General features: G+C 40.7%; 14 protein-coding genes, 4 tRNA genes and 1 other RNA gene. All 19 read left to right on the top strand.

Annotated elements, in window-relative coordinates; genetic code table 11:
• Positions 1 to 50: 50 nt before the first annotated feature.
• The 19 genes from rpsF (at position 51) to EO118_RS01235 (ending at position 13,744) form a co-directional block, all read left to right on the top strand.
• On the top strand, positions 51 to 335 hold the full coding sequence (gene rpsF / locus EO118_RS01325; protein WP_126938917.1) for a 30S ribosomal protein S6: 285 nt from the start codon (positions 51 to 53) through the stop codon (positions 333 to 335).
• 21 nt (positions 336 to 356) lie between these two features.
• The gene (locus tag EO118_RS01320) at positions 357 to 767 is read left to right on the top strand and encodes a single-stranded DNA-binding protein (RefSeq protein ID WP_127068263.1); all 411 of its coding nucleotides are present in this window, start codon (positions 357 to 359) and stop codon (positions 765 to 767) included.
• Between the two features lie 38 nt (positions 768 to 805).
• Complete coding sequence (rpsR, locus tag EO118_RS01315) at positions 806 to 1,036, top strand: 30S ribosomal protein S18 (protein WP_009353119.1); 231 nt, start codon at positions 806 to 808, stop codon at positions 1,034 to 1,036.
• A 409-nt stretch (positions 1,037 to 1,445) separates the two neighbouring features.
• Complete coding sequence (locus EO118_RS01310; RefSeq protein ID WP_127068262.1) at positions 1,446 to 2,861, top strand: aspartate ammonia-lyase; 1,416 nt, start codon at positions 1,446 to 1,448, stop codon at positions 2,859 to 2,861.
• A 496-nt stretch (positions 2,862 to 3,357) separates the two neighbouring features.
• The gene (locus EO118_RS01305) at positions 3,358 to 3,732 is read left to right on the top strand and encodes a CrcB family protein (RefSeq protein ID WP_127068261.1); all 375 of its coding nucleotides are present in this window, start codon (positions 3,358 to 3,360) and stop codon (positions 3,730 to 3,732) included.
• Positions 3,733 to 3,736: 4 nt separating this feature from the next.
• Positions 3,737 to 4,723 carry a molybdopterin-binding protein gene (locus tag EO118_RS01300; RefSeq protein WP_127068260.1) on the top strand — a complete coding sequence of 329 codons (987 nt, stop codon included), beginning with the start codon at positions 3,737 to 3,739 and terminating at the stop codon, positions 4,721 to 4,723.
• Between the two features lie 104 nt (positions 4,724 to 4,827).
• The gene (locus tag EO118_RS01295) at positions 4,828 to 5,742 is read left to right on the top strand and encodes a PLP-dependent cysteine synthase family protein (protein WP_127068259.1); all 915 of its coding nucleotides are present in this window, start codon (positions 4,828 to 4,830) and stop codon (positions 5,740 to 5,742) included.
• A 62-nt stretch (positions 5,743 to 5,804) separates the two neighbouring features.
• Entirely contained in the window at positions 5,805 to 6,431 is a 627-nt protein-coding gene (gene epsC / locus EO118_RS01290; protein WP_127068258.1) for a serine O-acetyltransferase EpsC, read from the top strand.
• An 8-nt stretch (positions 6,432 to 6,439) separates the two neighbouring features.
• The gene (locus tag EO118_RS01285) at positions 6,440 to 7,228 is read left to right on the top strand and encodes a carbon-nitrogen family hydrolase (RefSeq protein ID WP_127068257.1); all 789 of its coding nucleotides are present in this window, start codon (positions 6,440 to 6,442) and stop codon (positions 7,226 to 7,228) included.
• A 94-nt stretch (positions 7,229 to 7,322) separates the two neighbouring features.
• Positions 7,323 to 7,398 (top strand) — tRNA-Asp (locus tag EO118_RS01280).
• 44 nt (positions 7,399 to 7,442) lie between these two features.
• A tRNA-Phe gene (locus tag EO118_RS01275) sits at positions 7,443 to 7,518 on the top strand.
• Positions 7,519 to 7,533: 15 nt separating this feature from the next.
• Positions 7,534 to 7,619: transfer RNA gene (locus EO118_RS01270), tRNA-Leu, on the top strand.
• Positions 7,620 to 7,624: 5 nt separating this feature from the next.
• Positions 7,625 to 7,699, top strand: a tRNA-Ile gene (locus EO118_RS01265).
• Positions 7,700 to 7,904: 205 nt separating this feature from the next.
• Complete coding sequence (locus tag EO118_RS01260; RefSeq protein WP_127068256.1) at positions 7,905 to 8,588, top strand: class I SAM-dependent methyltransferase; 684 nt, start codon at positions 7,905 to 7,907, stop codon at positions 8,586 to 8,588.
• Positions 8,589 to 8,678: 90 nt separating this feature from the next.
• Positions 8,679 to 9,788: a Nif3-like dinuclear metal center hexameric protein gene (locus EO118_RS01255; RefSeq protein WP_127068255.1), complete on the top strand. Its 1,110-nt coding sequence runs from the start codon at positions 8,679 to 8,681 to the stop codon at positions 9,786 to 9,788.
• Positions 9,789 to 9,854: 66 nt separating this feature from the next.
• Positions 9,855 to 10,207, top strand: an RNA gene (rnpB, locus tag EO118_RS01250) — RNase P RNA component class A.
• 43 nt (positions 10,208 to 10,250) lie between these two features.
• Positions 10,251 to 10,568, top strand: coding sequence for a co-chaperone YbbN (locus tag EO118_RS01245; RefSeq protein WP_127068254.1), 318 nt, complete (start codon positions 10,251 to 10,253; stop codon positions 10,566 to 10,568).
• A gap of 135 nt (positions 10,569 to 10,703) precedes the next feature.
• A complete protein-coding gene (locus tag EO118_RS01240; protein ID WP_127068253.1) occupies positions 10,704 to 11,843 on the top strand; it encodes a hydrogenase small subunit in 1,140 nt (379 codons plus the stop codon).
• Positions 11,843 to 13,744 carry a nickel-dependent hydrogenase large subunit gene (locus EO118_RS01235; RefSeq protein ID WP_127068252.1) on the top strand — a complete coding sequence of 634 codons (1,902 nt, stop codon included), beginning with the start codon at positions 11,843 to 11,845 and terminating at the stop codon, positions 13,742 to 13,744. Before EO118_RS01240 ends, EO118_RS01235 begins: the two co-directional genes overlap by 1 nt.
• Positions 13,745 to 13,758: the final 14 nt, after the last annotated feature.

The following is a 13,758-nucleotide window of genomic DNA, read 5'->3' as shown; positions in this document are numbered from 1 at the left end:
TACCCCTATGTGAGATAGGGGCGTTAGTCCGAAAGAGGAGGTGATTTTGTATGAACAAATACGAAGTCATGGTGATTGTGAAACCGGCTGATGAAGAGACAAACAAAGCTACTTTTGATAAAATTGAAGCTTTAATTGCTCGTGTTGGCGGTACAGTTGAGAAAGTTGACGTTTGGGGTAAACGCCGTTTAGCGTATGCAGTAAATAAACATACTGATGGCGTATACGTATTGATTAACTTTGAAGCAGCTCCTGGCGAAATCAAAGAAATCGACCGCGTACTTAAAATCGACGATAACGTTCTTAGACACCTGATTGTAAAACACGAACAATAATAGCCTAAGGAGGTTAAGAATATGAATTCTGTACAACTTTTAGGAAATTTAGCTCGTGACCCTGAGGTGCGTTACACAAAAACTGGTCGAGCTGTTGCTACTTTTACAGTGGCTGCATCCAATACTTATGTGGATCAAAACGGTGAAACTAAGGAACAAACTGCGTTTGTAAACTGTGTAGCTTGGGGAAAATTAGGAGAGGCTGCGGGAAATTTGCGCAAAGGTAGTCGTTGTTTTGTAGAAGGTCGTATTGCGACTCGCTCTTACGAAGCACAAGATGGCACAAAACGATATGTAACAGAAGTGGTTGCTAATTTCGTGGGCCAAGCCTTGGATACGCAAACATTTGATGCCTTTGACGGTGGTGCATCCAATTTTGATGATTTTGGTGCAGGTTCCGGTGCAGGCGCAGGTGAAGAAATTCCGTTCTAAGCTAAGAACTCCACAACTATATCAAAGGAGGTTTCTCAATGAGAAGAGATAGAGGCAGAAAACCAAGAAGAAAAGTATGCAACTTCTGTGTTGACCATGCTGATCAAATCGACTATAAAGATATTGCTAAACTTCGTCGTTTTACGACTGAACGTGGCAAAATTCTTCCACGTCGTATTTCTGGTGTTTGTGCTAAACATCAACGTAAATTAACACTTGCAATTAAACGTGCTCGTGCAATCGCGTTGTTGCCATTCACAGCAGAATAATTCAATACAAAATGAAAACCCAGTAACTAGCCTAGTTACTGGGTTTCTTGTTTTCTAAAAGGGAGTTAAAAGGGTATAAATTGAAATCGTTGCTACCCGGTTGCAACCACTTTTTCATATGAGGAGATGAAATTCAGCTATCATAGTTGTGTAGTTATTTTTAATACAAGTATATGCTGAATAGGTAATATTCCTATATAGTCTATAGAAATATAATAAAATGATAAAAAATAATGAGCTCTATGAGTTTTAGTTATTTAGTTGGATATACAAGGTAGCATTATTCGTAACTAGAAAGTATATCTCTATTATGTATACAAGATACATGATATAATACAGGTATATCATATAAACAAAACTTATACAGTAGGTGCCTATGCATCTGATGTTGTATGAAAAGAGGTATACTATGAGAAAAGAACATGATTTTCTAGGTGAATTGGAATTAGCTGATGAGTTGTACTATGGTGTGCAAACATTACGTGGTATTGAAAACTTTTTTATTACAGGTAAGCAAATTGATTTAGACTTTGTAAAAGCTATGGCTATGGTTAAAAAAGCGTGTGCCTTAGCAAATATGAGTACAGGTCGTTTAGATGAAAAAATTGGGCAAGCTATCAGTCGTGCTGCAGATGAGGTAGTACGTGGTAACTTCAATGATCAATTCCCAGTGGATCCTATTCAAGGTGGAGCAGGCACTTCTTTCAATATGAATATGAACGAAGTATTAGCAAACCGTGCCTTGGAAATTTTAGGCTATGAAAAAGGTCAATACGATATCGTATCCCCTAATAACCATGTGAATATGGCGCAATCTACGAATGATACGTTCCCTACGGCTATTAAAGTATGTGCCATCATGAAAAGTAAACCTCTATTGGCAGCCCTTCGTCGCTTAGCAGATGAATTAGATAAAAAAGCAGAAGAATATAAAGAAATTTTAAAAATGGGTCGTACTCACTTGCAAGATGCGGTGCCAATTACATTAGGTCAAGAAATGGGGGCTTATGCATCTGGCGTGCGTCGTGGCATTCGTCGTATTAAATCCGCCATGTTAGAAGCACATACAGTTAATATGGGTGCTACTGCTGTTGGTACTGGCTTAAATGCAGAACCTACGTATATCAAAGCTGTCGTAGATGAGTTATCTCGTGTTGTAGGTGAACCGTTCATTACAGCGGATAACTTAATTGATGCGACCAATAATACAGACGTGTTTGCAGATATTTCCTCTGGATTGAAAGTAACAGCTCTAGTATTGATTAAAATGGCTAACGATTTCCGTTTAATGGCATCGGGCCCTCGTTGCGGTATTGGTGAGTTAAAATTGCCTCCACGTCAACCAGGCTCTTCTATCATGCCAGGTAAAGTAAACCCAGTTATCGCAGAAGTATTGAACCAAACTTGTTATCAAGTCATCGGTAATGATTTAACAATTTCCCTTGGCGTGGAAAATGGACAGTTTGAATTGAACGTAATGGAGCCAGTCATTGCGTATAACTTGTTCAACTCCATGTGCTACTTAAAAAATGCGGTGAACACATTTGTAGATAAATTGTTGATTGATCTTGAAGTGGATAAAGAACAATGCGAATACTGGTTAGAACGTTCTGTTGGCATTGTAACAGCATTGTTACCACATATCGGTTATGAAAATGCCTCTGCCTTAGCGAAAGAAGCCTTAGAAACTGATCGTAGTGTAAAAGAAATTATTCTAGAACAAGGATTGTTAACGAAAGAAGAGATGGATTATATCCTGTCTCCAAAAGAAATGACACGCCCTGGTATTGCGGGTCAAGATTTAGTAAAACATCCTGGTAACTAAATATGAACAAGAAGAACTGCTTAGACATAGGCAGTTCTTTTTTTGATGTATAAGAGCTCTTTGTCAAATTTTGGGGACAGCATTAATCTGTCCAGTTTCTGTATGATAGAACCTGTATAAGAGTGGATGAACTAGGTTGTTTGTGTAGTTGCACTTGCGTATGGCTTGTATAAAAAAGTTTTTTGTAATAAGTAAAAAGGTATACTAGCATAAGTATGCTTGAGTTTGCTATGTGGATTAACTTATACTCTGTGATAGAGGCAACGTATATAAGGTTGGAATAGTATAAATTGGACTCTTCAATACATACCTTACTAACTGTAAAAAAAGCAATATATATAAGATTGACATAACATATAGTGAAAAATATATCGAGTGCTTGTAATATAGCGTATAACTATAACATCTTATATATAAATCGAGAGAGAAAATCTCACACTTTAGTATATAATCATACTTAATGTGGTGTATAATAAAGGCATAAAGGAGTTTGATTATGAATGTATATATAGCAGTGGCTATTGGTGGAGCGATTGGCGCCTTATCGAGATATGGCATCGGGCAGTACATGGTCACGAAAGGAGCGCTGTATCCTTGGGGCACAGTACTAGTGAATATGATAGGGTCCATGCTAATTGGCTTAGGTATGGCATATATTGAAGGGCAACCCAATCTATCACCTTGGGTTAAGCTGTTATCTATTACAGGTTTTTTAGGTGGGCTTACAACGTTTTCTACGTTTATCTTTGAAGGGTATATGCTACAAGAAAAAGGTTTGTGGTATATGCTATCTTACATGGGTGGACAGGTATTAGTTGGATATGGCCTATGTGGGCTGGCTTTCACCATTGGTAAACGAATGTGGGGATAATACGATGAAAGAAATACATGTAAAAGATGCAGTGGGGCAAGCACTTTGCCACGATATTGTGCGCATCGTTATTGGAGAGGTAAAAGATACGCCGTTTAAGCGAGGGCACGTGATTCGAGAAGAAGATGTGGCTTTACTATTGCAATTAGGAAAAGAGCATATTTATGTGATGGAAGAAAACGATTATAACTTAGTTCACGAGGAGCAAGTGGCGGAAGAATTATATCGTTTTTGTGAACATCCATCTATCAGCCCTACGCCAGTACAACAAGGTAAGATTGAGGCGCTGGCGAACCATGATGGTGTATTGACTGTGGATGTGGAAGGATTACACGGTATTAATAGTATTGGAGAATTAACGATCGTTACACGCTTACACGGTACACCTGTGAAAGCAGGTCAAGCGGTAGCGGGCATGCGATGTATTCCATTATTATTAGAAGCATGGCAGTTAGAGGAAGCGAAGCGGCTACGTGAAGGCAAGGAACCTATCTTACAAGTGCATCCATTTGTGCGTAAGAAAATGGGCATTGTTACTACGGGTAGTGAAGTCTTTGCTGGTCGTATTGAGGATGCTTTCACCGCGGTTATCCAAGAACGTGTATCGGACTATGGCGTGGAACTGGTAGCCCATGAAATTGTGCCAGATGATACAGATCAAATTGTAGAGGCTATGGACAAAGTAAAAGCTCAAGGGGCGGAGATTGTATTCTGCACTGGCGGCATGAGTGTAGATCCTGATGACTTAACGCCAGGTGCCATTGCACGTCGTGCAAAAGAAGTGGTGACCTATGGATTGCCAGTGTTGCCGGGGTCTATGGTGTGCATTGCTTATTTAGATGACAACACCCCTGTGCTAGGCGTTCCGGGTGGTGTTTTATATAATAACCCCAGTGCCTTTGATGTGATTACGCCACGGTTATTAGCAGATGTGCGGATTACAAAAGAAGATTGTATTCGTATGGGTCATGGTGGCTTTCAATCAAAATAATTGAAATTTTGAGAAAAAATTGGTTGACAAAATCAAATCCCACCTATACAATAGGAATAAATTTAAGTGTTTTATATATGAAGTCTAAGTAGAGGAGAATTATTATGGCTGTTGTAAAAAATGCAATTGACTTAATTGGAAACACACCAGTGTATCGAATTCCAGATACTAATGTATATGTAAAATTAGAAAAGTATAATGCAGGCGGCAGTGTAAAAGACCGTGCTGTCCTTGGTATGTTACAAGATGCGAAAGAAAAAGGCTTAATTAAAAACGATACGATTATCGTAGAAGCTACTAGTGGTAACACTGGGATTGCGTTGGCTATGCTAGGTGCTATGTTATCCATTAAAACAATCATCATTATGCCTGAAAGTATGAGTAAAGAACGTCGCGAATTAATCAAAGCGTACGGTGCACAATTAATTTTGACTCCAAAAGAATTGGGTATGAAAGGTGCTCTTGGAAAAGCGCAAGAAATTCTTGATAATTATCCAAATGCGGTGACACTAGGTCAATTTGTGAACCCAGCCAATCCAACAGCTCATTATGAAACTACGGCAAAAGAAATTTTACGGGATGTACCGAATGTAGGCATTTTCGTAGCTGGTATTGGTACAGGGGGTACTTTCACTGGTGTTACAAAAGCTTTGAAGGAGCAACATCCGTACATTAAAGCGGTGGCTGTAGAGCCAGAAGGATCTCCAGTAATTTCTCGCGGTACTGGCGGAGTTCATAAAATCCAAGGTCTTGGGGCTGGATTTATTCCAGAAAACTTCGACTCTTCTTTGATGGACGAAGTACAAACAGTAACTGATGAAGATGCTATCGAAGAAGTAGGCAACTTCATGCGAGAAACTGGTATTGGTATCGGTATTTCCTCTGCGGCGGCTATCTTGGTGGCTCGTCAATACGGTCGCAAATTCCCAGATGTGGACGTTGTCGTGGTAGCTCCAGATGGAGTAGAAAAATATCTATCTATGATTCAATTTGAAAGTGTAGATTGGATTCATTCTTAATCGATTGTGATACGAAAGATAGCATGGTCTAGGCCATGCTATCTCTGTATAGGGAGGTATTAATGAGAGAGGTATGGAATTCCATTCGATATAACATACAGCGCGTATTACAATCTGATCCAGCGGCTACCTCTTGGTTCATGGTAGTTTGGACATATCCTCATATAACAGCCTTATTTTGGCACTTTTTTGCGCATCGCCTGTACCGAAAAGGTTGGTTTACCTTGGCACGAAGAGTGGCGTTACACTCACGTCGGGTAACAGGGATAGAAATTCATCCAGGAGCGCAAATTGGGAAAGGTTTGTTCATTGACCATGGGATGGGCGTTGTCATCGGTGAAACAGCTATCGTTGGAGATAATGTGACCCTCTTTCACGGTGTGACCCTAGGGGGGATGGATTCACGCAAGATAAAACGCCATCCTACGGTAGAAGATGATGTGCTCATTGGTGCTGGTACCAAAGTATTAGGGGATATAACGGTAGGAACAGGTTCAAAGATAGGTTGTAACTTAGTCATCAAACGAGATGTTCCTAGCAATGTAATCATCTTTGAAACGGAACCAGATCACATCATTTATCGGCGTCCTAAGGTAGATCGATTTGACAAAGGGTCCTATGTACCACGGCGCCATGCATTGCCATTGGAACCAAACGAGTTTACAGATCATATGGCGTGGCATATCTAGGAGGAACTATGAAAGAGTTGCGATTAGGCATTGTTCAATTAGCTACAGAGATTGGGCAAGTGGATAGAAATTTTGATATCCTAGCAGAAAAGGTACGAGCCTTGGCAAAGCAAAGTGTGGATGTAGTCGTATTGCCAGAAACCTGGAATACAGGATTCATGACAGGTCCAGAATTACATGCATTAGCAGATGAAGGTGGTCAACGGTCACAATCTTTGCTGCAGGAATTGGCACAATCAGAACATGTGAATATCTTTGGTGGATCGGTGGCTGTCAAAGAAGGTGGCTCTATCTACAATAGAACCTATGTGTACAACCGAAAAGGCGAATTGCTCTCTACCTATGATAAGATGCATGGCTTTAGCCCTGCCAAAGAAGATCAATTCTTTACTGGTGGCAATGGGATTCATCAATTTGAATTAGAGGGTGTGCTTTGCTCTAGTGCCACTTGTTATGATATTCGTTTTCCTGAGTTAATTCGTAAATCTGCCTTACAAGGGATAGAGCTATTCTTTTTACCAGCTCAATGGCCGATGTTACGCTTACATCATTGGCGCATATTGAATCAAGCGAGAGCCATAGAAAATCAAATGTATTTCTGTAGTGTTAATGGTTGTGGCACTATTGGTAAGTTACCCATGGCAGGTCACTCGATGGTAGTAGACCCGTGGGGAGAAGTGCTACTAGAATGTGATGAAATGCCGCAAATACAAACCATTACTATCGATGTAGATATAGTGAAAGATATTCGGTCTAAAATCAATGTGTTCCGGGATCGGAAACCCAATTGCTATTAAAAGAATATCTATGCGTTTTAGGAATATATAAAATTGTCCATAGGTATTGCCAAGATGTAATACCTATGGTATAGTATATGAGTACTCAGTACACGGCCCCGTGGTGTAGCGGTTAACATGTCGCCCTGTCACGGCGAAGATCGTCGGTTCAAATCCGATCGGGGTCGCCATTTTTTTTACCTATTTTTAGGTACATTCATATATTTATATATTCGCCTCGGTAGCTCAGTCGGTAGAGCAACGGACTGAAAATCCGTGTGTCGGCAGTTCGATTCTGCCCTGAGGCACCATATACATATCCTCATGCGGATGTGGTGGAATGGCAGACACGCCATCTTGAGGGGGTGGTGAGCGTACGCTCGTATGGGTTCAAGTCCCATCATCCGCACCAAACGAGGGCCTATAGCTCAGGGGTAGAGCAACCGGCTCATAACCGGTCGGTCCCTGGTTCAAATCCAGGTGGGCCCACCATAAGGAAACCATCTCACATTGTGAGATGGTTTTTTTGTTATCTATAGGGGTTCATTGTATAATGAAAGAGAAGTTTACAAGGGATAACGATCAATAGTAAGTATATAAGAGTAGTTGTCAATCTTTGATGGTGTAAGAAACGTATATGTAAGGAATACATATCAATATATGCCGGTGAAGATACATTAGAAATGTGAGAGTAAATATGGCACTTTCAAAACGATTAGAACAAGTATTACATATGATTCCACAGTGTCAAACGGTGGCAGATGTGGGTACAGATCATGGGTATTTAGCTGTGGCTTGTATAGAAGCAGGAGTAGCTGAAAAGGTCATTGCCATTGATGTCAATCAAGGACCCTTAGAGTCTGCCAAAGGATTTGTGAAGGAACGAAAGCTAGAACAATTTATTGAATGTCGATTGGGAGATGGATTGGCAGCCACAAAACAAGGAGAAGTAGATTGTGCAGTCATTTGTGGTATGGGTGGAGAGTTGATGCAACACATCATCTCCATAGGACCAGAACTATTGGACACCTACGTATTGCAACCCCAAAGCCATCGGCGAGAGCTGAAACAATTCTTAGTAGAACAAGGGTATGGCATTGTTCAAGAAGAATGCTTACTAGAGGGCCATCAATATTATGATATGTGGCTAGTACAGAAAGGCGTTGCTTCCGTGTATGATGAGTTGTCTAAAGAATCGATGTTATGGGAATATGGAGCCTTGTTACAACAAGCGCAATCTGAAATTTGGACGCAGCACATACAACGTAGAATTACCACGTTGCAATCCATATTACAACACATGCGTGACGCCGCGAAGTCTAGTGATGCGGCTCAGGTGATGGAACAGGAATTGCAAGGATTGCAAGACATTTTACGATAGATACGGGTGAAACTTTCAGCATTAAAAGTTTAGCTATTGATAAGTATGAAATTTTGCATCATACGTTGAGATGGCGGATAGGAGGTATATATGGTAACTATGAAAGATATTGCTCAAGCGATTGAGTGCCAGGCGTCATTGCAGTTGCAAGAATCTTGGGATAATTGTGGATTACAAGTGGGAACTATGAGTTCTGCAGTGCAACGAGTTTTAACAGCTCTCGATGTAACACCAGAAGTAGTATCAGAAGCGATAGAGAGACAAGTAGATGCTATCGTGACACATCATCCGATGATTTTCAAAGGGATCAAATCTATCAACACAGATACGATGCAAGGAAAGATGATTAAAGATCTACTATGCCATGGTATTAATGTGTATAGTGCGCATACGAATTTAGATGTCACAGAGGGTGGTCTCAATGATGAAGTCGCTACACGACTGGGGTTACAAGATATACAAGGGCTAGAAGAAACAGGACGAGACGTAGCTTATAAAGTGGCTGTCTATGTGCCGGTTACACATAGTGAACAACTTCGCCAAGCTATGGGTGATGCAGGGGCAGGTCATATCGGTGCCTATAGTCATTGCAGTTTTTCTATTTCTGGAGAAGGAAGATTTCTACCCTTGGAAGGGACGAATCCTTTTATCGGTCATACAGGTACAATGGAAACTGTACAGGAAGAACGAGTGGAGACGGTAGTGCCTGCAAAGCTATTAGGTCAGGTTCTATCTTCTATGGAAAAAGTTCATCCCTACGAAGAGATTGCTTATGATGTAGTAGCTTTAGAGAATGCCTATGATGCACACTATATTGGTCGTATTGGCAATCTACCACAAACACTATCGATAGAGAAGTTCAAAGAATTATTACAATCTGTATTACCCCACAGTGCATTGCGTTGGGGTGGGGCTAGGAAAGCAGAAGTTCAGCGCATTGGTTTGTGCACAGGTAGTGGAGCAGAGTTCATCAAGGTAGCTGCTAAACAAAAAGCGGATGTCTATATTACAGGGGATGTAAAATATCATGATATGCAAATGGCGAAAGAATTAGGCATCACAGTTGTGGATGCGGGCCATTATGGTACAGAATACATGAGTCAAACCTTGTTGAAACGAATAATAGAAAATACTTATACCAATGGAGAAGTAGAAGTCATAGAAAGTAAGATACAAAGAGATTTTTTCTTTGAAGTCTAGGCCATTTGAGGTATAATAAAAGGAAGAGCTATTGACCGTAGGTGCGGTCTATGCTAGACTAAAACAGTAAGTATGAAAGGCGATTGCAAGTCTTATGACTTGAGGAAAGTCCGAGCTCCATAGGGCAGGATGCCGGCTAACGGCCGGCGTGGGTGACCATAGGGAATAGTGCCACAGAAAAGTAAACCGCCACCTTCGGGTGGTAAGGGTGGAACGGTCGCGGTAAGAGCGCACCAGGTACATGGTAACATGTATGCTCGGTAAACCCCATCCGGAGCAAGGCCGAATAGGAAAGGGTTAAGGGTTGCCCGCCTACCTTTCGGGTTGTGCCGCTTGAGCGTATAGGCAACTATGCGCCTAGAAAGATAATCGCCACTGCGAAAGCAGGACAGAACTCGGCTTATTGATTGCTTGCGCAAAACCGCTCTTCGGAGCGGTTTTGTTATTGTAGGAGGTATCGTTATGAAATTAGAATCCATTAAAACCTATGAAGAGTTTAAATCCATTGTCAAAGGCGATGACGAAATCGTACTAGCTTGTTTCACCGCAGAATGGTGTGAGCCATGCAAGCTGATGAAAGAAGAGTTAGATGTATTGCATGATGAATTGCAAGGTGTAGCACGCATGATTGCCATCGATATTGACGAATCGAAAGAGATTGTCTTAAAAGAAGATGTACAAGGGGTACCGACGATTATTTGTTATAAAAAAGGAAAACAAAAAGATCGTATCGGTGGCTATAAAAAAGCAGCCTCCGTGCGTAAGTTATTAAAGCTATAAATAGAGGATATAAAAATATTTTTATATAATAGTGATTTATATTCCATAGAAATATTATATGTTTGTGTTATACTATATGAAATACACTAATGTATACAATTGCTATAAAGTTATTGCAAGAAAGGGGCTTTTTCTGTGAAAGAAACATTGAACAGTTTATGGAATTTATTCCAAGAACGTAAATTAAGCCGACGTACGTTTATGAAATCCTGTGTAGCCTTAACTGCTATCTTAGGGTTGCCACCAGCATTGACAAATAAAGTCGTAGCAGCGGCAGAAACAAAAGAATTACCTACGGTGATTTGGTTGCATGGTCATGAATGTACAGGATGTGACGAATCTTTCATTCGGTCCACATCACCTTTCGCATCTGACGTGATTTTAAACATGATTGCTTTGGAATATGATGACACGTTAGCTGCTGCGTCTGGTGCACCATTTGAACATCATTTACATGAATTGCTAGAAACGAAAAAAGGTAAATATGTATTGGCTGTTGAGGGTGGCGTGCCATTGGATGAAAATGGGTCCTACTGCCAAGTGAGTGGTCGTCCATTTGTAGATGTGTTGAAAGAGTGTGCTGAGGGTGCTGCTTTCATCATTGAGTATGGCTCTTGTGCAGCCTGGGGCGGTATTCAAGCAGCAAAACCAAATCCAACGAATACAGTATCTGTGTCTTCTATCGTAAAAGGCAAAAAAATCATTAAAGTACCAGGATGTCCTCCAATTCCGGAAGTTATGACGGGTGTCATCATGCATTATGCTTTATTTGGACAAATACCTCCATTGGATGCAGAAGGTAGACCAAAACAATTCTATGGTAACCGTATCCATGATACTTGCTACCGCCGTCCTTTCTTTGATTCTGGATTGTTCGTGGAACACTTCGATGATGATGCATCTAAAGCTGGCTGGTGCTTATATAAAGTAGGTTGCCGTGGACCAGAAACATATAACTCTTGTGGCAATTTGCGCTGGTGGAATGGTTTGTCCTATCCAATTCAATCTGGACATGGTTGTATTGGCTGCTCTGAAAAAGGATTCTGGGATAACGACAACTTCTATGAACGGTTACCTCATATTCATACGCCAAATACTATCACCGATGTGGATACATTAGGAACGGTTGCTGGATTCGGTGCGTTTGGGGCTGTCATTGCTCACGGTGGTATTACACTAGCTAAACATAAATATGATTCTATTCAAGAAGAGAAAAAATATTTGGCAGAACAAGAAGCAAAACAAAGTGGAGAACAGAAAGGTAGTGACCAATAATGAAACGAGTTGTAGTCGATCCAGTGACCCGTATTGAAGGTCACTTGCGTGTAGAAGTAAGTGTAGATGAATCTACAGGTCAAGTCCAAGATGCCCTTTCCAGTGGTACTGCTTGGCGTGGTATTGAATTAGTAGCAAAAAATCGTGATCCTCGTGATGTGTGGGCTTTCGTGCAACGTATTTGCGGCGTATGTACTTCTACGCATGCTTTGGCATCACTTCGTGCCGTAGAAGATGCATTGGGAATCCAAATTCCTAAAAATGCAAACTATATTCGTAATATTATGCATAGTTGTTTAGATACGCATGACCATCTTGTGCATTTCTATCATTTGCATGCTCTTGATTGGGTAAGCCCGGTAGAAGCGTTGAAAGCTGATCCTAAAAAAACGGCAGAATTACAGCAACAAGTATTGGAAACGTACAATGTGAGTGGCTTGCAACCTAGTGAGTTAGCATCGTCTACCTCTGCATATCCTAAAGAATTTCCAAAAGGGAACGCTACGTATTATGCAGCTGTCCAAGCAAAAGTGAAAAAAATTGTAGAAAGTGGTCAATTAGGTATTTTCTCCGCTCAATGGTGGGATCATCCAGATTATCAATTACTACCTCCAGAAGTGCATTTGATGGCGGTTTCTCACTATTTAAATATTTTGGATCGTCAACGTGATATTGTGACACCACATGTTATTTTTGGTGGTAAAAACCCACATCCTCACTATATCGTAGGCGGTATGCCTTGTTCCATTTCTATGGATGATATGAATGCCCCTGTCAATGCAGCTCGTTTGGCAGCAGTAGATGAATCGATTGCCCTTGCCAAAGACTTAGTAAATTATTTCTACTTGCCAGATTTATTGGCTATCGGTCATATCTATGTGAAAGCCGGCATGGTTGATGGTGGCGGTTTAGCGAAAAAACGTGTATTAGCATACGGTGGTTATCCAGATGATGCATACACAGGTATTAAAGATGGAGATTTCTTCAAAAAATCTTTAGTTCGCGCCAATGGTGTAGTAGAAAATTTTGAGCTTGGCTGGGAAAAAGCAACATTTACAGCATTAGAAGGAGAAGACTTGATGAATCCAGACTTCTTGTCAGAAGAAATCAATCACTCCTGGTTCGAATATCCAAATGGAACTACTACATTGCATCCATTAGACGGTGTAACAAAACCAGCTTTCACAGGACCTAAAACAGGAACGAATAAACAATGGGAGTTCTTGGATGAAGAGAAAAAATATTCTTGGATTAAGTCTCCTACATTCAAAGGTAAAGCTTGTGAAGTGGGTCCATTAGCGAAATACATCGTTGTGTATGTAAAAGTAAAACAAGGTATCATTAAAGACCCTACATGGGCTGAAAAAATGATGGTGGATCAAATTGATGCGGTGTCCAAAGTATTGGGCGTGCCGGCTCATGTATGGTTATGTTCTACAGTGGGACGTACAGCAGCTCGTGGACTAGATGCACAAGTAGCAGCAAACTTAAGCCAACATTTTTACAATCGTTTAGTGGAAAATATCAAAACTGGTGATACTGTAGTAGCAGATACACGTAAATTTGATCCAAACTCTTGGCCAAAAGAAGCGAAAGGTGTAGGTTTGTTAGATGCGCCTCGTGGTGGACTAGGTCATTGGTGTGTCATCAAGGATGGTCGCATTGATAACTATCAATGTATCGTACCTACCACATGGAATGCATGTCCAAAAACAATTGCTGGCGAACATGGTGCCTATGAATCTAACATGATTGATACAAAGGTAAAAGTGCCAGATAAACCTTTGGAAATCTTAAAAGGTATCCATTCCTTTGACCCTTGCCTAGCATGCGCAACACATTTGTACAATAAAAAAGGTGAAAAAATTGTATCTGTTAATACAGATGCCCTATGTAAATAGGGAGGAGGCTAATC

The organism is Veillonella sp. 3891, assembly GCF_003992315.1.
GTDB lineage: Bacteria > Bacillota > Negativicutes > Veillonellales > Veillonellaceae > F0422.
Note: the sequence above shows the minus strand (reverse complement) of the source record. Positions and strands in the feature narration are given on the sequence as shown.